The sequence below is a fragment of the Kitasatospora sp. NA04385 genome, assembly GCF_013364235.1.
GTDB lineage: Bacteria > Actinomycetota > Actinomycetes > Streptomycetales > Streptomycetaceae > Kitasatospora.
Window position 1 is genome coordinate 7,621,561 of the sequence record NZ_CP054919.1, and the last position, 19,349, is coordinate 7,640,909.

18 protein-coding genes and 3 pseudogenes are annotated in these 19,349 nt (G+C 75.1%); 6 read left to right on the forward strand and 15 right to left on the reverse strand.

Features of this window, described 5'->3' with window-relative positions; all coding sequences use genetic code 11:
- Positions 1–8: 8 nt before the first annotated feature.
- The 3 genes from bioD to bioB form a co-directional block, all read right to left on the reverse strand.
- Entirely contained in the window at positions 9–737 is a 729-nt protein-coding gene (gene bioD, locus HUT16_RS33655; RefSeq protein ID WP_176191784.1) for a dethiobiotin synthase, read from the reverse strand.
- A gap of 67 nt (positions 738–804) precedes the next feature.
- Positions 805–2,148, reverse strand: a complete 1,344-nt coding sequence (locus HUT16_RS33660; RefSeq protein ID WP_176191785.1) for an adenosylmethionine--8-amino-7-oxononanoate transaminase — start codon at positions 2,146–2,148, stop codon at positions 805–807.
- Positions 2,148–3,371 (reverse strand): biotin synthase BioB, encoded by a 1,224-nt coding sequence (gene bioB / locus HUT16_RS33665; protein WP_176191786.1) that lies wholly within the window; start codon positions 3,369–3,371, stop codon positions 2,148–2,150. Before bioB ends, HUT16_RS33660 begins: the two co-directional genes overlap by 1 nt.
- Positions 3,372–3,623: 252 nt before the next feature.
- On the opposite strand from bioB, the gene HUT16_RS33670 reads away from it, so the two are divergent.
- On the forward strand, positions 3,624–4,358 hold the full coding sequence (locus tag HUT16_RS33670; RefSeq protein ID WP_176191787.1) for a hypothetical protein: 735 nt from the start codon (positions 3,624–3,626) through the stop codon (positions 4,356–4,358).
- On the opposite strand, the gene HUT16_RS38870 is transcribed toward HUT16_RS33670, so the two are convergent.
- From HUT16_RS38870 to HUT16_RS33695, 6 genes and pseudogenes are all read right to left on the reverse strand, one after another.
- Entirely contained in the window at positions 4,345–5,115 is a 771-nt protein-coding gene (locus tag HUT16_RS38870; protein ID WP_254898119.1) for an MFS transporter, read from the reverse strand. The genes HUT16_RS33670 and HUT16_RS38870 overlap by 14 nt on opposite strands.
- 121 nt (positions 5,116–5,236) lie before the next feature.
- Positions 5,237–5,563, reverse strand: a pseudogene (locus HUT16_RS38875) (MFS transporter); the annotation flags it as partial.
- Between the two features lie 119 nt (positions 5,564–5,682).
- Complete coding sequence (locus HUT16_RS33680; protein WP_176191788.1) at positions 5,683–6,174, reverse strand: Rrf2 family transcriptional regulator; 492 nt, start codon at positions 6,172–6,174, stop codon at positions 5,683–5,685.
- A gap of 102 nt (positions 6,175–6,276) precedes the next feature.
- On the reverse strand, positions 6,277–6,693 hold the full coding sequence (locus HUT16_RS33685) for a (2Fe-2S) ferredoxin domain-containing protein (RefSeq protein ID WP_176191789.1): 417 nt from the start codon (positions 6,691–6,693) through the stop codon (positions 6,277–6,279).
- 163 nt (positions 6,694–6,856) lie between these two features.
- The gene (locus HUT16_RS33690) at positions 6,857–7,879 is read right to left on the reverse strand and encodes a glycoside hydrolase family 11 protein (protein WP_176193007.1); all 1,023 of its coding nucleotides are present in this window, start codon (positions 7,877–7,879) and stop codon (positions 6,857–6,859) included.
- Positions 7,880–8,187: 308 nt separating this feature from the next.
- Positions 8,188–8,409: a hypothetical protein gene (locus tag HUT16_RS33695; RefSeq protein ID WP_176191790.1), complete on the reverse strand. Its 222-nt coding sequence runs from the start codon at positions 8,407–8,409 to the stop codon at positions 8,188–8,190.
- A gap of 22 nt (positions 8,410–8,431) precedes the next feature.
- On the opposite strand from HUT16_RS33695, the gene HUT16_RS33700 reads away from it, so the two are divergent.
- Positions 8,432–9,346, forward strand: coding sequence for a class I SAM-dependent methyltransferase (locus HUT16_RS33700; protein ID WP_254898120.1), 915 nt, complete (start codon positions 8,432–8,434; stop codon positions 9,344–9,346).
- Positions 9,347–9,620: 274 nt separating this feature from the next.
- Here HUT16_RS33700 and HUT16_RS39510 read toward each other — a convergent pair whose 3' ends face one another.
- From HUT16_RS39510 to HUT16_RS33725, 5 genes are all read right to left on the reverse strand, one after another.
- Positions 9,621–12,569: a discoidin domain-containing protein gene (locus HUT16_RS39510; protein ID WP_176191791.1), complete on the reverse strand. Its 2,949-nt coding sequence runs from the start codon at positions 12,567–12,569 to the stop codon at positions 9,621–9,623.
- 232 nt (positions 12,570–12,801) lie between these two features.
- Positions 12,802–13,095, reverse strand: coding sequence for a putative quinol monooxygenase (locus tag HUT16_RS33710; RefSeq protein WP_176191792.1), 294 nt, complete (start codon positions 13,093–13,095; stop codon positions 12,802–12,804).
- 64 nt (positions 13,096–13,159) lie between these two features.
- On the reverse strand, positions 13,160–13,948 hold the full coding sequence (locus tag HUT16_RS33715; protein WP_176191793.1) for a helix-turn-helix domain-containing protein: 789 nt from the start codon (positions 13,946–13,948) through the stop codon (positions 13,160–13,162).
- Between the two features lie 12 nt (positions 13,949–13,960).
- Positions 13,961–14,482 (reverse strand): carboxymuconolactone decarboxylase family protein, encoded by a 522-nt coding sequence (locus tag HUT16_RS33720; RefSeq protein WP_176191794.1) that lies wholly within the window; start codon positions 14,480–14,482, stop codon positions 13,961–13,963.
- A 137-nt stretch (positions 14,483–14,619) separates the two neighbouring features.
- Positions 14,620–15,603 carry a DUF5937 family protein gene (locus HUT16_RS33725; RefSeq protein ID WP_176191795.1) on the reverse strand — a complete coding sequence of 328 codons (984 nt, stop codon included), beginning with the start codon at positions 15,601–15,603 and terminating at the stop codon, positions 14,620–14,622.
- 128 nt (positions 15,604–15,731) lie between these two features.
- Here HUT16_RS33725 and HUT16_RS33730 point away from each other — a divergent pair, with 128 nt between their 5' ends.
- Positions 15,732–16,946, forward strand: a complete 1,215-nt coding sequence (locus HUT16_RS33730; protein ID WP_176191796.1) for an MFS transporter — start codon at positions 15,732–15,734, stop codon at positions 16,944–16,946.
- Between the two features lie 120 nt (positions 16,947–17,066).
- Here HUT16_RS33730 and HUT16_RS33735 read toward each other — a convergent pair whose 3' ends face one another.
- Positions 17,067–18,089, reverse strand: a complete 1,023-nt coding sequence (locus tag HUT16_RS33735) for a zinc-binding dehydrogenase (protein ID WP_176191797.1) — start codon at positions 18,087–18,089, stop codon at positions 17,067–17,069.
- 146 nt (positions 18,090–18,235) lie between these two features.
- Between HUT16_RS33735 and HUT16_RS33740 the strand changes: the two genes are divergently transcribed.
- From HUT16_RS33740 to HUT16_RS38895, 3 genes and pseudogenes are all read left to right on the forward strand, one after another.
- On the forward strand, positions 18,236–18,835 hold the full coding sequence (locus HUT16_RS33740) for a TetR-like C-terminal domain-containing protein (protein WP_254898121.1): 600 nt from the start codon (positions 18,236–18,238) through the stop codon (positions 18,833–18,835).
- Positions 18,836–18,880: 45 nt separating this feature from the next.
- A pseudogene (locus HUT16_RS38890) lies at positions 18,881–18,946 on the forward strand (hypothetical protein); the annotation flags it as partial.
- A gap of 131 nt (positions 18,947–19,077) precedes the next feature.
- A pseudogene (locus HUT16_RS38895) lies at positions 19,078–19,284 on the forward strand (chemotaxis protein); the annotation flags it as partial.
- Positions 19,285–19,349 lie beyond the last annotated feature (65 nt).

A 19,349-nucleotide genomic window follows, 5' to 3' on the forward strand; every position in this document is an offset into this window, starting at 1 on the left:
CGGGGGCGTCAGGCGGGGTGGGCGGCGGTGAAGGCGGCGGCGTCCCAGGTGCCGCCCAGGGCGGGGGCGAGGGCGGCGGCCGCGAAGGAACGGAAGGCGGCGGGGGCGTGGGCGGCGGCGCCGGCCGGGAGGGCGCCGAGCAGGGGGGCGCTGGCGGCGGTGGGGAGGTCGGCGAGGTTGCAGCGGGCGGCCAGGTCGGGGTCGGCGGGCCAGGAGCCGACGACCACGCCGCGCAGCGGCAGGCCGCGGTGGTGCAGGGCCTCGGCGGTGAGCGCGGTGGCGTTCAGGGTGCCCAGCCCGGCCGCCGCGACGAGCAGGAACCCGACGTCCAGGCCGAGGTCCCGGCAGGCGAGGGCCTGGTCGGCGAGGGTGCGTCCGCGCTCGTCGTAGCGGACCAGCAGCCCGCCCGCGCCCTCGACCAGCACGGTGCCGTACTCGGCGGCCAGGGCGGCCACGGTCTTGGCGACGTCCTCCGGGGTCGGCGTCGGCAGCCCGGCCCGGCGGGCGGCCGTCTCGGGGGCGAGCGGCTCCGGGTAACGGGCCAGTTCGACCGTGTGCACCAGCGGCCCGGCCAGCCGGGCCACCTCGGCGACGTCCCCCGGCTCGTCCGGCCCGAGCCCGGTCTGGCCGGGCTTGAGCACCGCCACCGGCTCCGGGCACAGCGCGGCGACCGCGGCGGTGGTCAGGGTCTTGCCGACCTCGGTGCCGGTGCCGGTGACGAAGAGAACGGGGGACATGGCGTCGGTGCTCCTGGCTGGGGGTGCTGGGCGTGCTGGGGTTACTGAGGGAGTGGCCCGGTGGCCGCTAGTCGTCGGTGCCGGTCGCGGTGGTCGCGGCGGTGGAGGCGGCGGCCGCGGCGGCGACGGCTCGGCCGATCGCGGCGAGGTCCGCGTCCCCGGTGACGAACGGCGGCATGGTGTAGATCAGGTCGCGGAACGGCCGCAGCCACACGCCCTGTTCGGCCGCGGCCGTGGTCGCCGCGGCCATGTCGACGGGCGCGTCCAGCTGGACCACGCCGATCGCGCCCAGCACCCGGACGTCCGCGACCCCCGGCTGTCCGGCGCACGGCGCGAGCGCGGCGCGCAGCGCGGACTCGATCCGCTGCACCTCGCCGCGCCAGTCCTGCTCCAGCAGCAGGCCGATCGAGGCGTTGGCGACGGCCGCCGCCAGCGGGTTGCCCATGAAGGTCGGGCCGTGCGCGAGCACCGGGACCTCGCCGCGCGAGATGCCCTCGGCGACCCGGCTCGTGCACAGCGTCGCGGCCAGCGTCAGGTAGCCGCCGGTCAGCGCCTTGCCCAGGCACATCACGTCCGGGGAGACGCCCGCGTGGTCGGCGGCGAACAGTTCCCCGCTGCGGCCGAAGCCGGTGGCGATCTCGTCGAAGACCAGCAGCACGTCGTGCGCGTCGCACAGCTCCCGCAGCACGCGCAGGTACGCGGGGGAGTGGAAGCGCATCCCGCCCGCGCCCTGCACCACCGGTTCGACGATCACGGCGGCCAGCTCGCCCGCGTGCCGCCCGATCAGCTCGGCCAGGTGCGCGACGTACGCCGGGTCCGCCGGGGCGTCGTACCCGGCGGGCGGCTCGTCGGCGAACAGCTGCCGGGGCAGCACGCCGCCCCACAGGTGGTGCATCCCGCCCTCGGGGTCGCACACCGACATCGGGTGGAAGGTGTCGCCGTGGTAGCCGCCGCGCCAGGTCAGCACCCGGTGCTTCTCCGGCCGGCCGAGCGAGCGCCAGTACTGCAGGCACATCTTCAGCGCGACCTCGACCGCCACCGAACCGGAGTCGGCGAGGAACACGTGCTGCAACGGCTCGGGCGTCAACTCGACGAGCTTGACCGCCAGTTCGACGGCCGGACGGTGGGTGAGGCCGCCGAACATGACGTGGCTCATCGCGTCGAGCTGGTCGCGCACGGCCGCGTCCAGCACCGGGTGCCGGTAGCCGTGCACCGCCGCCCACCAGGACGACATGCCGTCGATCAACTCCCGGTGCCCGCCCACGGGTTCGGCCAGCCGCAGGCGCACGCCAGCGGCCGACTCCACCACGAGGGGCTGCGCCGTCCCGGGCATCGGGCCGTACGGGTGCCAGACGTGCGCCCGGTCCAGTTCGAGCAACCGGGCGGTTTCCGGGGTGTGCTGACGATCCATCAGGCGTTCGGGGCCAGCTCGGTGCCGGCGCCGCGACGGCGCACCCGGACCAGGTCGGTGCGCGCCTCGTCCCCGGTGTCCCCGGCGGTCGGGGCCGCGACGGTCTCCGGGGCCGCGGTGGCGTCCGGGGCCGCGCCGTGGCCGCCGCACGGGCCGCAGCCGCCGCCGGTGCCGCAGGCGTCCTCCTCCCGGTGGCCGCCGCAGCCCGCGGCGGCGCGGGCGCGGTGGCGGGGGAGGGTGGTCTGCTCGGCGCCCTCCACCTCGAAACCGGCGTCCTTGATCATGTCGAGGTCGGCCTGCCCGGCCTGGCCCTCGCTGGTCAGGTAGTCGCCCAGGAAGATCGAGTTGGCGATGTGCAGGCCCAGCGGCTGCATCGAACGCAGGTGCACCTCGCGGCCGCCCGCGATCCGCACCTCGATGTCCGGGCAGACGAACCGGACCATCGCCAGCACGCGCAGGCAGCGCTGCGGGGTGAGGTTCCACTCCTCGGCGAGCGGGGTGCCCTCGAACGGGATCAGGAAGTTCACCGGCACCGAGTCCGGGTCCAGCTCGCGCAGCGCGAACACCACGTCGACCAGGTCCTCGTCGCTCTCGCCCATGCCCGCGATCAGGCCCGAGCAGGCCGACAGGCCCGCGCCGTGCGCCTTGTTCACGGTGTCCACCCGGTCCGCGTAGGTGTGGGTGGTGGTGATGTCGCCGTAGGTGGCCTCGGAGGTGTTCAGGTTGTGGTTGTACGCGTCCGCGCCGGCCGCCTTCAGCCGCTCGGCCTGGTTGTCCGAGAGCAGGCCGAGGCAGGCGCACACCTCGACGCTCCCGTCCGCGTCCTTGATCGCCGCGATGGTGTCCGCGACCCGGTCGACGTCCCGGTCCGTCGGGCCGCGCCCGCTGGCCACCAGGCAGACCCGCTTCGCCCCGCCCGCCACGCCCGCGGCCGCCGCCTCGGCGGCCTGGTCCGGCTTCAGCCAGGTGTACTTGAGGATCTCCGCCTTCGAGCCGAGGCGCTGCGAACAGTACGAGCAGTCCTCCGGGCACAGCCCGCTCTTCAGGTTCACCAGGTAGTTCAGCTTCACCCGGCGGCCGAACCACTGCCGGCGCACCCGGCCCGCGGCCGCGACCACGTCCAGCAACTGGTCGTCGGTGGTGGCCAGCACGGCCAGCGCCTCCTCCCGGGTGGGCAGTTCCCGGCGAAGGCCCTTGTCGGTCAGGATGTCGAGGAGGTCCATGGCCCGATCCTGCCCGCCCCGCCCCGGCGTCCGCCAGAGGGAACCCGCCAGAAGATCGCCCGTGGGCTGTGCGAGTTGTCACAGTGTCGCGGCTCACGGTGATCGTCCGGACCGGTGACCCGCCGACCGGGGCGGACGGTGGCGGGCGGCGGCGGGCGGGAACGATCCGAAGTGCGGGTGCGTCCGATCCGAAGTGCGCGTGCGTCCGACCCGAAGGGAGGGCGGTCCGATCAACTGCATAGAATCTCGGCCATGACCATCCAGCGGGACGCACACGGACGCGCGGACGACGAGCAGCCGGTGGCGGGGCACCGGGCGGTCGGCGAGCGGCGTCGGCTGGCCGCGCTGTGGAGCGTCGTCGGGGTGCTCGCGGCCGGCGGGGTCTGGGTGGTCTCGACCCCGGACCACCGGAACGCCGGGGCGGCGGCCCCCTCCGGGGACAAGGCCGTCACCGCCCCGGCCGTCGCGGGCCAGCCCGCGCCGCCGCTGACGGAGTCCCAGTCCTTCGTCGCGGAGCGGTACTTCCCCGCCCAGCGGGCCTACGAGTACGACAACTACCGGGCGCACCGCTCGGCCTCCCGGGAGGGGACGGACTGCAAGGACGTCCAGGGCGACAAGACCCGCGACGTGCTGGCCGACCTGGCCTGCCAGGGCTGGATCGGGGTCGCGCTGACCCGGGGCGACCAGCCGGTGGTCTCCAGCGTCACGGTGCTGCGCTTCCTGGACGCGGGCGCCGCGGCCAAGGCCCTGCAGACCGTCCGGGAGAAGGCCGGGGACTTCGAGTTCACCTACCCGGACGGCCTGTTGGCCCCGGCGGCGAACGCCCAGCCGATGTCGGCGACCAAGATCGAACTGGTCGGCCACCACATCACGCTGACCGTCTCCCGGTACCTCGACCAGCGGGCCGGCGAGGCGCCGGACGAGGTGCTCCGGGCGAGCAACCGGGCCGCCGCCGCCGTCGCGGGCCTGCCGTTCATGTGGATGTAGCGCCGCGGCCGCGCGCGGTCACCCGCAGCAGCAGCCCGGCGGCCAGCGCCAGCACCGCCGCCAGCGCGAACACCGGCGCCGCGCCCAGCGGTAGCACCACCCCGCCCAGCACGCTGCCCGCACCGATGCCCAGGTAGATGCCGGACGCGTTCAGCGACACCAGCAGCGGCCCCTGCTCGGGGGCGGCCGACAGCAGGCGCAGCTGCTGCGGCGGCGTCTGGCACCAGCTGCTCGCCCCCCACAGGAACACCAGCACCCCGACCGCGGCCGCCCCCGCCCGGACGTGCCCGGCCGCCAGGCCGGCCAGCAGCGCGAACGCCGCCGCCATCGCCGCGTACCCGGCGGTCAGTACCCGCACCGGCCCCCGCCGGTCGGCGAACCGCCCGGCCAGCAGGTTCCCCGCCACCGCGCCCGCCCCGTACAGCAGCAGCGCCGCCACCACCGCCGCCCGCCCGGAGACCCCGACGGCGTCCAGCACCGGCACGCTGTACGAGTACGGGACGTAGCAGGCGGTCATCCCGAGCACCGTCAGCGGCAGCACCGTGAGCACCCCCGGGCGGCGCAGCGCCGCCAGCCGGGTGCGCAGCGGGACCGGCTCGGTGCCCGGCAGCGCGGGCAGGGCCAGGCGCACCGCGACCGCGCACAGCAGGGTCAGCGCGGCGACCGCCCCCAGCGCGGCCCGCCAGCCCAGCCCGACGGCCGCCACCCGGCCCAGCGGCACGCCGAGCGCGGTGGCCGCCGTCAGCCCGCCGATCACCACCGCCAGTGCCCGGCCGCGCCGCTCGGCCGCACCAGCGCCGCCGCGGTGGCCCCGCGGTGGGGTGAACGCGGCCGCCGAGCGCCGCGAGCACCCGGCCGCCCAGCAGCGCCGGGTAGTTCGGGGCGAGCCCGGTGAGCGCGTTCGCGGCGGCCAGCAGCACCAGCGCGCCGGTCAGCAGGGTGCGCCGGGGCAGCCGGGCGGTGGCCACCGCGAGCAGCGGCGAGGCGAGCGCGTACACGGCGGCGAACAGGCTGACCGACTGGCCGGCGGCCGAGGTCGACACGTGCAGCGAGGCGGCCACCGCGGGCAGGAAGCCGGCCGTGACGAAGGCGTCGGTGCCGACCGCGAAGGTGCCCAGGGCGAGGACGGCGGCGAGGCCGAGGCCGGCCCCGGCGGGGGGAGCGGTGGCGGTCGGGGCGGGTGGGGCCTTGAGCGCGTCGGTCACCGGGGATCCCTTCGGACGGGAGGTATTCGGGACATGTCGTGTCCCGAATTATTCGGGACACACTGTATCCACAATTGCCGGACGCGGAAGCCCGGATCCGGCAGGCGGACGCTCGGGCGTCAGGCGGAACTTCCGGCCAGTCGGCCGTAGTTGGCGCGGACCCGGGCCACCGACGCGGCCGGGGTGCCCGCGGCCAGGTCGGCCACGGTCTGCGCGGACAGCTCGCGCCGCCAGGCCAGCTCGGCCCGGCGCATCACGGTGGAGACCCCGCACGGGCGGGCGAACTCGCGGGCCGCCGCCCCCTCCGCCCCCGCCCCCCGCTGCCGGATCTCGGCGCAGGTGAACAGCGGGTCCGGGCCCTCGACGGCCGCCACCACGTCCATCACGGTGATCCGCTCCGGCTCCCGGGCCAGCCGCACCCCGCCGCGCGGCCCCGGCGCGGACGTCAACAGCCCGGCCCGGGTGAGCCGTTGCAGCACCTTGTTCAGGTAGGTCGGCGACAGCTCGAACATCGCCGCCAGCCGGGCCGAGGGCACCGGGTCCGCGCCGCCCACCCAGACCAGGGTGAGGCAGCAGTGCAGCCCCCACTCCACGCCTTCGCTCGTCCGCATATTCGGGATGGTAGCCATCCGGAACCCGCCCGTGCCAGCACCGGCGGTCCGGGCGGGCACCGGCGGCCCGGGCGGGCACCGGCGGCCCGGGCGGGCACCGGCTCAGTCCTCCAGGTGCTCCCGCACCCGCCGGGACGGGGAGAACACGTACAGGTCCAGGATGGCGGGCAGTTCGGCCAGGCCCGGGCCGCCCGCCTCGACCCAGGCGGTGATGTCGGCCGACGCGTCCCGGTCGTTCACCAGCCCGAGCCAGACCGGTCGGCCGCCCGCCCGCCGCCCCTCCGCCGAGGGCTGCACCACGACCACGTTGGCGTGCTCGCAGGCGTCCAGGCAGGCCACCGGGCGCACGGTGGCCACCTCGGCGAGGGCACCGCGCAACTCGGCGAGCTGCGCGGCGTGGTCGACCCGCGGCACCTTCGGCGTGCCGCAGCAGCACCCCCGGCAGACCGAGACGGTGCACCGGGCGGCCCCGCCCTGCGCGGGGACGTCGGTGGCCTTCGTGCGGGCGCGACGGCTCATCAGACACTTCCAGCGTTCTCGATCATGGTGGTCACGGCGGTGACCCTACCCCGCGCCGCCCCTGCGCACCGGCCTCGGCCCCGGCCGCGCACCGCAGCGGCACCGGGCCGCCCGGCCGTCCCCTCGGGGAGCGGCCGGGCGGCCCGGTGCCGGTGGCGTCCGATCAGCTCGCGGTGCAGGCGAGGGTCGGGGCGGCGTTGGCGCCGCTGTAGTCGGCGTTGAAGCCGAAGCCGGTGCTGCCGCCCGCCGGGACGGCGCCGTTGTAGGCGGCGTTGGTCACCGTGACGACCTTGCCGGACTGGCTGTAGCTGCCGCTCCAGAGGTTGGTGACCGTCTGGTTGCCGGCGTAGGTCATGGTGACCTTCCAGCCCTTGGTGGCGGTGGACCCGTTGTTCTTGACGGTCACCGCGCCGGTGAAGCCGGAGCCCCAGTCGGACGCGTTGGCGAAGGTCGCGGTGCAGCCGCTGCCGGTGCCGCCGCCGGTGCTGCCGGACGGGCTGGGCGACGGGCTGGCGCTGGCGGACGGGCTGGGCGACGGGCTGCCGGTGCCGCCGCCGGTGCCGTGGCTGACCGTGATGTTGGAGCTGCCGCTGCTGCCGTAGCCCTCGGTGGCCAGGATCTCGTAGTTCGGGGTGCCCAGGTTCAGGCCCGCCTTCGCCCACGCGGTGAAGAAGTTGGAGACGGTGATGGTGCCGCCGGTGCGCTTCGACTGCCGGATCGCCCAGAACTGGGTGAAGTTCGAGTGGTCCCCCTCGATGGACGGGGCGTCGGTGCGCTGCGTCGAGTACAGGTCGTACGTGCTGCCGTCGCTGACCACCGAGCCCAGCTTGGTGGCGCCCGAACTCGGGTTGTAGTTGCCGTAGTTGTCGACGATGTAGTACTCGATGAGCGGGTTGGTGGTCCACCCGTACAGCGACAGGTAGCAGTTGCCGTTGCAGTTGAACGTGCCCGAGTAGGTCACGGCGTCGGTCGTGCCCGGGTTCCAGCCCTTGCCGGCGACGAAGTTGGTGACGTTGTTCCACGTGGTGCTGTATTGGCCGCCGGAGCCCAGGGTCATGGCGGCCTGGCCGCTGTTCTGGCTCCAGAACGAGTAGAAGTACCCGTTGTTGGTGCCGGTGCTGTTCGACGAGACGGTCGTGTCGGCGTTCGCGGACGTGGGGATGACCAGCACGGCCGCGACGGCCATGGCGAGGACGGACACCTTGCTGGCGAGCCGGGCGAAGCGGCTGCCTCGGACGGGGCGGATGGGCTTCACGTGTGCTTCCTCTTCGGTGGGGGTCGGCAGGAGGTGCGACGCGGCCCGACCCGGCGCGGTCGATGCCGTGGCCGGGGGAACACCGGGGACCGGTCGCGGTGGTCGACTCGGATCAGCAGTCGTGGGCCTGCCGATGGCGATGATGCTGGCCCGCGGCTGTCGGGCTGTCAACACTTTCGACAGGCTTGCGAAATGGCCAAGGGTCGGCTCGGGATCTGCTCTGGAAGAGAGTTCCCTGCTCAGGGACTTCTTGCGGGCGGCGGGCTGCCCGGCGGTGCGAGTTCGAGCGGGAGCTGGGCGTCGGCGGCCCGGAAGGGCGGCCAACCGGAAGGGTCGTTTTTCTCGAAACTTTCGCATCGGTCATCGATCGCTACGGCGGCGCGCGGGTCGAGGCGCGGGGCCGGAATGCGGGCGGAAATCGTTGCGGAAAGCGAATCGGCGATATCTTCCGAAATATTCATGAATGTGATATACTGTCAGGAATTGGCATTACTGTTCCGGGTCATGGTCAGTCATTCGCCCGTGAACGCGCCCGCCCGTCCCAGCCGGACGGCCCTGATGTCCGCCGCCGCCCGCGCCGCCCACCTCCTGGTCGACCGCCCGCCCGTGATCCTCGCCGACACCGCGGCCGGAACGCTGCTCGGCGAGCAGGCCGAGGAACTGCTCTCCTACCACCGCTCGTTCGGCGACCACCCGGTCCTGGCCGGGGCCCGGACGGCGGCGCTCACCCGGGCCCGGTTCGTCGAGGACCGCCTCGCCGAGCTCGCCGACCGCGGCACCGACCAGTACGTGCTGCTGGGGGCCGGGCTGGACACCTTCGCCTACCGGTCCGAACTCGCCTCCCGCGTCAGGGTGTTCGAGGTCGACCGGCCGGACGTCCAACGGTGGAAGCGCGAACTGCTCGACGCCGCGGGCCTCTTGGCCTCCGGCGCCGTCGCGTTCGTCCCGGTCGACCTGGAAGGCGGCGGCGGGCGCGGCGAGTTGCTGGCGGGCCTGGTCGCGGCCGGGTTCGACCCGGACCGGCCGGCGCTGGTGGCCTGGCTCGGCGTGACCGTGTACCTCGGCCTCGACGCGATCCGCGAGACCCTGGCGGCCGTCGGCGCACTCGCCCCGGGCAGCGAACTGGTCGCCGAGCACCTGCTCCCGCCCGGCCGACGCGACGAGGCCGGGCAGGCGTACGCCGAGCAGGTGGCGCAGGCCGCCGCGCAGGGCGGCGAGCCGTGGCGGACCTTCCTCGGCGTCGAGGAGATGGACGCCCTGCTGCTCGCCGCCGGCCTGCGCCCGCTGGCGTACCTGCGCCAGCACGACACCGTCCCCGCCGAACTCTGGCGGCGCACCGACGCGTTGCGGCCGTTCGAGCTCTCGGTACTGGCCCGCGCCGAAGTCCCGCCCCGCTAGGGCCTGCTCCGCCGGGCGGCGATCCGTCGGGCCGGTGCCGTTCTTCGTCGGGGTGGTGGCGGCCGCGGTCGATCACTTCAGCCGGGGCCGCAACTGCGGTGCTCGGGAGCGGCGTTGTCGTCCCGGCCGGAGGCGGCAACGGCCGGGAACGCCGGTCGTCCGCACATGCCGATCCCCGCCCGGTCGTCAGGAACCGGGCGGGGATCGGTGGTGGTCGGTCGCCGCCGGGGCCCGTGGAGGCTCCCCGCCCGTGCGGGCCCCGGCAGCGACCGGGTCAGGCGCCGAACACCTGGAACTCGGAGAGCTGTCCGGCGGGCCAGCCGGTGTTGCCGGTGACGGTCAGTCGCAGGTAACGGGTCGGCGTGGCGGGGAGGTTGACGGTCACGGTGTTGCCGGTGGCCGGGTCGAAGGTGTAGCCGGCGGAACCCACCAGGGTGGTGAAGTTGGTGCCGTCGGTGGAGCCCTGGACGGTGATGGTCTGGGTGCGGGAGGCCCAGGCGGTGGCCGGGGGCAGCTTCAGGACGGCCTTGGACAGGGCGCGCGAGCAGCCCAGGTCGACCTGGATCCACTGCGGGAAGGCGTTGTTGGCGCTCTCCCAGTAGCTGTTGGCGTCACCGTCGACCGCGTTGCCGGGACCGTAGTTCTGGCTGGTGCCGGACGCGGTGGCCGGACGGCCCTGCGCCAGGTTGCCGCTGCCCGCAGGGCAGGTGGCGGTGGCCGAGGCCGACGGGGACGGCGAGGAGGACGAGGACGGGGACGAGGACGGGGACGGCGAGGAGGTGCCGTTGCCGCCGCCGAACACCTGGAACTCGGAGAGCTGCGCGGCGGGCCAGCCGGTGTTGCCGGTGACGGTCAGTCGCAGGTAACGGGTCGGCGTGGCGGGGAGGTTGACGGTCACGGTGTTGCCGGTGGCCGGGTCGAAGGTGTAGCCGGCCGAGCCCACCAGGGTGGTGAAGTTGGTGCCGTCGGTGGAGCCCTGGACGGTGATGGTCTGGGTGCGGGAGGCCCAGGCGGTGGCCGGGGGCAGCTTCAGGACGGCCTTGGTCAGGCTGGTCGAGCAGCCCAGGTCGACCTGGATCCACTGCGGGAAGGCGCCGTTGGCGCTCTCCCAGTAGCTGTTGGCGTCGCCGTCGACCGCGTTGCCCGCGCCCAGGCCGGCGTTGGTGCCGGAGGCGGTGGCCGGACGGCCCTGCGCGATGTTGCCGGTGCCGCTCGGGCAGGTCGGGCCGGTGGAGGTCGACGGGGACGGGGACGGCGAGGCCGGGGTCGAGGTGGACGGGGACGGGGACGGCGAGGAGGTGCCGCCGTTGCCGCCGCCGACCGGGACGCCGTTGTACGTCCAGACCGGCGCGGGCCACTGGCCGGTGCAGGTGGTGCCGCTCAGGCCGGAGTTGCCGCCGCCGTCGGTGATCTGGAAGCCGGTGCCCACGCAGTTGTGGATCGGGGTGGCGGCCTGCGCGATGTTCTTGGCCTTGACGTTGGTGAACTTCATCTGGGCGTTGGCCTGCGCCTGGATGGCGTAGGTGCCCGCGCCGTCGATGTTCACGTTGGTCAGGTTGATGCCGCTGGAGCTGCCGTCGATGGTCTGGATCGCCTCGTAGGAGCTGTCCAGGATGTCGGTGTCGGTGATGTTGATGGTCGCGCCGGCGATCGGCTCGTTCAGGCCGTCGAACCAGAGCGCGCCGACGCCGAACTGCCAGTTGTAGTCGCTGTTTCCGGCCCGGATCATGGTGTTGCGGGCCGCGGTGATGGTGCCCGCGACGGCGGTGCCGTTGCCGGAGGTGACGCCCGGGTAGCGGTTGGCGATGTGCAGGCCGCCGCCGTTGGTGATGGTGTCGGCCATCACGTTGTCCGAGATGGTGAAGTCCTTGCCGCCGTACGTGACGATGTTGTTGGCGAGGATCGGCAGGACCACCGTGTTGTGGGTGAAGCTGTCGTTGACGTTCGCCTGCCGCTCCGGCCAGGAGGCCAGGCCGTCGTCACCGGTGTTGCGCAGGAAGGTGTTGGTGACCGTCGAGTTGGTGACGCCGGTGTGGAAGTTGACGCCGTCCGCGGTCTGGTCGAGGATCCGGCTGTTCTTGATGGTGAAGTGGTCCATCGGACCGTCCATCCAGGCGCCGACCTTGGTGTGCTGGATCCACAGGTTGTCCACGGTGGAGTTGGACATCGCGCCGCCCAGCGCGTTGACCTGGTCGTCGTCGACGCGCTCGCGCACGTCGCCGATGATCGCGAAGTCCTTCAGCGTGACGTTCTGGCTCGGGCCGCCGGCCTCCTGCGGCCGGACGGCGCCGCCGTAGCCGCCGCCCGAGACGTACTTGCCGTAGATGCCGGCCGCCCGGTTGCGGTTGATCGGGTCGCGCCCGCCCAGCACGCTGTACCAGGGGCCCGCACCGGCCAGCGTCACCTTGTCGACCACCACGTGGTCGTACAGCGTGAAGTTGCCCTGCGGGATGTAGACCGTCCGGCCCTGCGCCGCACCGGCGTTGACCGCCGCCTGGAACTTGGCGGTGGAGTCGGTGGCGCCGGTGGGGTCGGCGCCGAAGTCCGCGACCACGTCGATCGCGTTCGCGGGCTTGGCGATCGGCGCGGCGACGTTCTCGAAGTCGGCCAGGTCGATGGTGAAGCTCGGCGACTGCGCGGTGGAGGACACCTGCAGCCGGATCTTCGTGCCGATCGGGTAGGTGGTGCCCAGCAGGGTGCGGGTCTCGTCGAAGAAGTGGTGCGGGTTGGTGTCGCCCGGGTTGTTGTTGAACGGGTAACCGCCGTAGTACCAGCTGTACTTGGAGGTCACGTCGACGCTCTTCAGCTTCTGCCCGTTGACCAGCAGGTCCATCGAGGCGTCCCGGCCCTTGCCGTCCGAGGTGTCCGGCAGGCTGTAGCGGAAGTCGATCGAGTTGGCGGGCGCGGTGAGCGTGAACTCCACGTACTGGCCGGTCGCGTTCAGCGTCACGGCCTGTCGGCCGGAGGCCTCCGAGGGCAGGTGGCCGTAGAGCCGGTCGGGGCCGACCACCGTGCCGTTGGTGGCCGCGTACTCGGCCTCCTGCTCGATGAACGGGACGCTCGCGCCGCGGTTCGGCACTGCCAGGGGGGACAGCGCGGGGACCGCGGCGGCGTGCGCCGAACCGGCGTTGACGAAGGCCACCGCCAACAGGCCGGTGGCGCCCAGCGCCAGGGTGGTCAGTGACGCGACGGTCCGCCTGACGCGGGTGGGGGGATTCTGCATGGGTGACCGTGCTTCCTGCATGGGGGAGGACCCGGGTGGTGGCCGGGCGTGCCGAGCGTAGGGCCGCCCCAGCAGGAAGTCCACGGGTGAACGCAAAAAAGATACAGATTGATGCAAGATCAGCTGTGAAGGATTGATGAAACCTGACTGTTACGCGCGTCCGGGGTATGCGGGGGCGGAGGCGGGGGCGGTCATCACGGCGCCGGAGCGACGCCCGCCCACGGCCCGCGGCTCAGCCGCCGGGGCGGTCGAGGACGTCGGCGCTCTCCACCAGCGGCTCACCGGACAGGAGTTGGGGGAACCGGCCGAGCAGCGCGGTGACGTACGGGGCCGCGAAGTGCGCGTCGCGGGCGGCGGCGTCGGCGTACCGCTCGGCCACCAGGAAGCGCTCCCCGGCGCGGGCGACGGTGTAGGCCAGGCAGCCGGGCTCGGCCCGGGTCGGCCCGACCAGCGCGAGCAGCGCCGACTCCAGGGCGTCGGCCCGCTCGGGGCGGGCCCGGAGGACGGCGAGGACGAGAACGGACACGGCGGGACTCCTCGGTCGAGCACGGGTACCGGCGCGGTCGCGCGGTACGAGCAGCCTCGCGCGGTCAGTCCAGCGGCGGATAGGAGAAAAACGACACGCCCGGCTCGGCCAGCGCGCCCGGACGGCGGCCGGTCAGCCGGCGGACCTCCCGGATCGCGTGGCTCTGGTCGTAGTACCCGGCGGCGAGCGCCCGCGCCAGGTGGCCCGGCCCCTCCGTGCCGAACCGGACCGACCTGGCGAAGCGCTGGAAGCGGGCCAGCGACCGCAGCCGGTGCGGCCCCACGCCCGCGACCGCCGGGACGGTGCGCTGCAGGGTGCGCGCACTGGTGCCCAGCCGCGCCGCCAGCAGCTCGATCCCGGGCCCGGCCGGCGCGCCGCGCAGCAGCCGGACGGCGGTCTCGGCGGCGCGCAGCCGCTCCTCGACCGGGGCCGACAGCTCGGCCAACAGCCCCTCCAGCAGCGCCGGTTCGGCAGCCGCCCGGGTCAGGTGCGGGCCCGGCAGGCCCCACAGCCGGCCCAGGTCGACGACCGTGTCACACAGCCGGTCCACCCGCGGCCCGAGCAGCCCGGCCAGCGCTCCGGCCCGCAACCGGACCACCAGCACCTCCAGCGGCCCCGTGGCCTCCAACTGCCAGGCGGCGGCGCGCAGGCAGACCAGGTGGGCGGCCGGCAGCGCCACCGCCGACCCGTCCGCCGCCCGCAGCCGCGGCACCGCCCCGCGGTGGAACCACAGCTCGGCGCCCGTCCCCGGGAACAGCGGCGGCAGCGGCCCGGCCGGTGCGCTGCCCCGCCACAGGCGCTCCACCTGCGAAGCCAGCGCCGGGTGGCCGGGGCGGAGGTGGACGACGTGCACCGGGTCGGCCGCTCAGGCCGCGGTGGCGGTGGCGGTGGCGGGCAGGGCGGTGGCTGCGGCCGGGCCCGTCGCGGTGGCCGGGGTCGCCGGGGTGACGGGCAGCAGGCCGCGCTCGGCGAAGACCTGCTTGGCGGCGAAGGTCGCGTTCAGCGCGCGGGGGAAACCGCAGTAGACGGCGCTGTGCAGCAGGGCCTCGACGATCTCCTGCGGGGACAGGCCGACGTTCAGCGCGGCGTTGACGTGGACCCGGAGCTGGGGCTCGCAGCCGCCCAGCGCGGTGAGCATGCCCAGGGTGACCAGCTGGCGGTCGCGGGGCGCCAGCTCCGGGCGGGCGTAGATCTCGCCGAAGCCCCAGGCGGCGATCTGGTGGGCGAGCTCGGGCGAGACGTCGGAGAGCGAGGACAGCACCGCCTCACCGGCGTCGCCGTCGATCCGGCCGAGCACCTCCAGGCCGTGGTCCAGCCGCTCCTGCCGGGTGGTGGCGGCATCGGCGGCGGCGGTGAAGGTGGTGGTGGCGGCGGCGGTGGCGGTCATGGCGGGCTCCCGGGTCTCGTGCGGTTCCTGGTCGCGGTGCGAACGGTGGAAACACTAGGAGTTGGAGCGCGCTCCAAAGCAAGCCGGTTCGCCGCCCGGTCGGACCGCCCGACCCGCCGCCCGTCCGGCCGGACGTCTCAGCCCGCCGAACCGATCAGCGCGTCGCCCATCGGGGTGCGCCGGTAGAGCACCGAGCGGCCCGCCCGGGCCCGGGAGAGCAGCCCGGCGGCGCGCAGGACCGCGAGGTGGTCGGCCACCGCGCCCGGGGCCTGGCCCAGGGTGCGGGCCAGCTGGGTGGTGCTGGCGGGGCTGTCCAGGGCCACCAGGATCCGGGCCCGGGACCGGCCGAGCAGCGCGGCCAGCGCCTCCGGCGGCACGGCGGTCCCCGGCTCCCACAGCGCGGAGATGCCCCGGGCCGGGTAGATCAGCGTGCAGGGCCAGGGCTCCTCGTGGTGCGCGGCGAAACCCGGCCAGACGAACACCGAGGGCACCAGCAGCAGCCCCCCGCCGCGCAACGAGTAGGTGGTCGTCTCGTCGAACGGCGGGATGTCGATGCCGCCGTCCCGCCAGCGGACGTTCTCGTGCAGCCCGGCCAGCGCCGCCGCCCACCCGCGCCGCCCCAACTCGCCCGCCCGGTGCACCACGTCGCGCTCGCACAGGGCCCGCAGCTGCGGCCAGTCCCGGGCCAGCAGCCCGTGCCACGCCCGGTCCAGCGCCCGGGCGACCAGCGGGACGGCGTCCGGCGCGTCCAGCACCGCCCGGGCCTCCCGGTCGGTCTCCGGCCGGGCCGCCAGGCAGGCCCGGATCTCGGCCCGGGCCGCCTCCGGCGGCGCGGCCAGGATCGCGGCCAGGTCGTCCGCCCAGGTCTGCTCCATGCCGCGCGGCGGGATGGCGATGAAGTCCGCCCCGAAGCGCGGATTGTGCAGCGCCAGCGCCGCCCGCACCGCCGGGTCCGCCCGCAGCCGCGCGAACTCCGGCCCCAGCCGCTCCCGCCACCCCGGCGGCAGCGCCCGCTCCCCGCCCCGCTCCAACAGCCCCAGCAGAGTGGCGAGTTCGAACGCCGGCGAGATTCCGAACCGGCTGAGCGCCAGATCCTCGGCCGCGACCTCGTACCTCAACACGGCCCCGCTCCCTCCGCCCGCCGTCCCCTGCGCACCCCGGGGGCGCCGCGCACCCCGCGCACCCCGCGACCTTACGTCCTGGGACGAATCTCTCGCCCGCCCGGGCCCCGGCGGCCAGGCTCTCCGGCATGACGACCTACCGCGAGGTGCTCGGCGACCCGCGATTCCGACTGCTGTTCACCACCCGCACCCTCGGCATCGTCGGGGACTCGCTGCGGATCACCACCCTGGCCGTGCTGATCTACGCGGGCACCCGCTCGGCCCTGCTGAGCGCCGTCGCCTTCGGGATCGGCTTCCTGCCGCAACTGCTCGGCTCGATGCTGCTCGGCTCGCTCGCCGACCGGCTGCGCCCGCGCGCGCTGATCACCGCCGGCTACCTGCTGGACGCGGCCGCCGCCGCCCTGCTCGCGCTGGTCCGGATGCCGGTCGCGGCCAGCCTGCTGCTGGTCGGCGCGGTCGCCGTGCTCACCCCCCTCTTCAACGGCGCCTCCGGCCGCCTGGTCGCGCAGACCCTGCACGGGGACGCCTACGTCCTCGGCCGGTCGCTGACCCAGGTCGCCGCCTCCGGCGCGCAACTGCTCGGCCTGGCCGGCGGCGGCGTCACCGTCGCCCTGCTCGGAACGCGCGGCGCGCTGCTGGCCGCCGCCGCCCTGCACCTCGCCAACGCCCTCGCGATCCGGCTGCGCCTGCCCGACCTGCCGGCCCCGCGGGGGGCCGGTGGGTCGGTGGTCCGGCAGAGCTGGCGCGGCAACGGCGAACTGCTGCGCGGCACCGCGGTGCGCCGCCTGCTGCTCGCCCAGTGGCTGCCGTCCGCGGCGGTGACCGGCGCCGAGTCGCTGGTCATCGCGTACGCGGGGGCCCGGGGGTTCCGGACCGGCGGCTACGGTTTCCTGCTGGCCTGCCTCCCGATCGGGATGCTCGCCGGGGACCTGCTGGTCGGCCGCTTCGCCGCCCCCGCCACCCGGGAGCGCCTGGTGGCGCCGCTGGCCGCCCTGATGGGCCTCCCGCTGCTGGTCTTCGCCCTCCCCGTCCCGCTCCCGCTGTGCGCCGCCGCCCTGCTGGCCGCCGGCTTCGGCTTCGCCTACGCGCTCGGCCTGCAACGCACCTTCCTGGACGCCCTCCCCGCGGACGGCCAGGGCCAGGCCTTCACCCTGCTCGGCTCCGGCAACATGACCCTCCAGGGCGTCGGCCCCGCCCTCTTCGGCACCCTGGCCGTCCTCACCGGCACCGGCCCCGCGATGGCCGCCGCGGGCGCCGCCGCCGTCCTCACCGCCCTGTGGATCGCCACCTGGCACCGCCCGACCCCGGCCCCCGGGCTGGTGGAACCGGCCGGGGCGGCCTGAGCGGCCACTCCCCGGAGGCCAGGGGGCCCGGGTCCTCCAGGACGGGCACGCGGGGCGACGGCAGCGGCGTCCTTGTGCTCGACCGTCTCCCACTCCCGGGCGGCGCCCCCCGGTGGCCCGTCAGGGCTTGAGGATCAGCCGGATCGGGTTGCCCTGCTTGGTGTGCAGGCGCTCGACCGCCTCGGCGGCCCGTTCCAGCGGGAGGACTTCGCTGACGGAGCGGGAGAAGTCCAGCCGGCCGCCCGCGGCGAGGGCGATCAGCTGGGGGACGGCGGTGTCCTCGGAGCCGTAGTGGCCGAGGATCTGCTGCTGGAGGTACGAGAAGCGGATGCTGTGGGTGACCGTCAGCGGCTGGTCGGTGAGGCCGACCAGCACCAGCCGGCCGCCCGCGCCGAGCACCGTCACGGCCTGCTCGCGGACGGCGGGCACACCGGCGAAGTCGAACGCGGCGGCCAGGCCCGCACCGCCGGTGGCCGCGCCGATCTTGGCGGCGAGCTCGGGATCGGCCGAGTCCAGGGCGAGGTCCGCGCCGAAGGCGAGGGCGCGCTCGCGGGCGGCGGGCGCCGGGTCGACCGCGACGATCGGGTTGGCGCCGATCGCCCGCAGCAGCTGCACGCCGTGCGCGCCCAGGCCGCCGACGCCCCAGACGCCGACCGGCTCGGCCGGGCGGACGCCGCCGGTGGTGGTCACCGCGCCCCACGGGGTGGAGACCGCGTCCGGGATGATCGAGCCCTGCTCGAACGGGATCGAGTCGGGCAGCGCGAACAGCGTGTCGGCGCGGGCCAGCGCGTACTCGGCCCAGCCGCCGTCGTAGTCCACGCCGCGGGTCCAGGTGATCCCGTCGCGCTTCTCGCCGGCCTGGAGCACCACCCGGTCACCGACCTGCCAGCGGCCCGACCCGGCGTCCGGCTCGGCGCCCAGTTCGGCGACCGTGCCGGCGACTTCGTGCCCCAGCGTGACGCTCTCGCCGGGCAGGTACAGCGGGGTGAGCGAGCCGTCGACCAGGTGGACGTCGGACAGGCAGACGCCCGCCGCCTCGACCTTCACCAGCACCTGGCCGGGGCCGGGCACCGGACGCTCCACCTCCTCCACGCTCAGCGTGCGGGTGGGCAGGTGCAGGCGGACGGCGCGCATCGTAGCCATGGTGGTTCCTCTCCGGCCGGCGGCGAGCCGTCGGCGGCCTCGTTGCCGCTCGCGACGCCCCGGCGGGGTATCGCAAGGTGACTTGCGTTGTCGAGGCTACGTCGCGATCCGATGCAACGCAAGGAGCCTTGCGTTAGGCTCGGAGGGTGCCCCAGGACGAGACTCCCCAGGTCAAGGCCGCCGCCCCGCTGCGCCGCCGCGGCGCCGCGATGCGCCGGGCCGTGCTCGACGCCACCGTCCGCCTGCTCGCCGAGGGCGGGCTGGAGGCCGCCAGCGTCGCCGCGGTCGCCGCCGCCGCCGGAGTCCACGAGACCTCGGTCTACCGGAACTGGGGCACCCGCGAGGACCTGCTGCGCGAGGCCCTCGCCGACTACACCGACCAGGCCCTGCCGCTGCCCGACACCGGCAGCCTGCGCGAGGACCTGCGCCAACTGCTCACCGCCCTCGGCGCGTTCCTCGACACCCCCGAGGGCCCGGCCCTGCTGCACCTGAGCATCGCCCCCGCCACCGCCGAGACCCGCAGCGGCCGCGACGCCTACTGGGCCGACCGCCTCGCCCGCGCCGAACGACTCCTGCACCGGGCCGCCGCCCGCGGCGAGATCCGCCCCGACGCCGACCCCCGTACCGCCGTCGAAGCCCTGATGAGCCCGCTGTTCGCCCGCCACCTGCTGCTCGGCGAACCGGTCACCCCCGACTACGTCACCGCCCTGGTCGACCTCGTCCTGGACGGCCTCGCCCCGCGCTGAGCCCGCACGCCGCCACGGTGGGGCCATGGCGACGACCCGGGCGCCGTGCTCGACGGCGCTTCCAGCAGCGGCAGGAGCACCCTCGCGCGAGCGCTCCGGAACCTCCGGCCGGAGCCCCGGCCGCTCATCGGCACCGACGGCCTGATCGAGGCGGTGCCCCCGGCCGCCGAAGGACTCGACCTCGGCGCGTGGCCGCCACCGCCCGGACGACCGGCGTGGCCGCCACCGCCCGGACGACCGGCGTGGCCGCCACCGCCCGGGCCGGCGCCCCCGTCCTCGTCGACGGCGCGTTCCGCGCCGGCCCCGCCTCCCGGCAGCGTCGGCGCGAGGCCCTGCACGGGCTGGACGTGCTCCGGGCGGCCGTCCGTCGCGACCCCGCCGTCGCCGCCGCCCGCACGTCGGCCCGCGCCGACCGCACCGCCGGCCCGGCCGCTGATCAGGCCGAACGCGTCCACCCTGACCTGGTGGTCGACACCACCCGCACCCCGCCCGCCGCCTGCGCCCGCGCCCGCCC